The organism is Neisseria sp. HMSC074B07 (assembly GCF_001810355.1).
Taxonomy (GTDB): domain Bacteria; phylum Pseudomonadota; class Gammaproteobacteria; order Burkholderiales; family Neisseriaceae; genus Neisseria.
Window position 1 is genome coordinate 1 of record NZ_KV800914.1, and the last position, 204, is coordinate 204.

The 204-nt window shown below is 45.6% G+C and carries 1 pseudogene; it reads right to left on the minus strand.

What is annotated here, in order from left to right:
- Positions 1-30: 30 nt before the first annotated feature.
- A pseudogene (locus tag HMPREF2726_RS12790) lies at positions 31-204 on the minus strand (IS30 family transposase); the annotation flags it as partial.

A 204-nucleotide genomic window follows, 5' to 3' on the forward strand; every position in this document is an offset into this window, starting at 1 on the left:
GGTCCTTGGATTCGGATTTCAAGTGCAACACTAGGGTACCAGTGGTTGGAACAGATTTAAGAATAAAACACTTGGCGTTTCGTAGCCAAGTGTTTTTCTTGGCCGGTGGTTCAACTCATCTTGAACCCTGCGTATCTCCCGATCGCTGATATTTCGGAAATCGGTTTGTTTGGGGAAATATTGCCGGATGAGTCCATTGGTGTT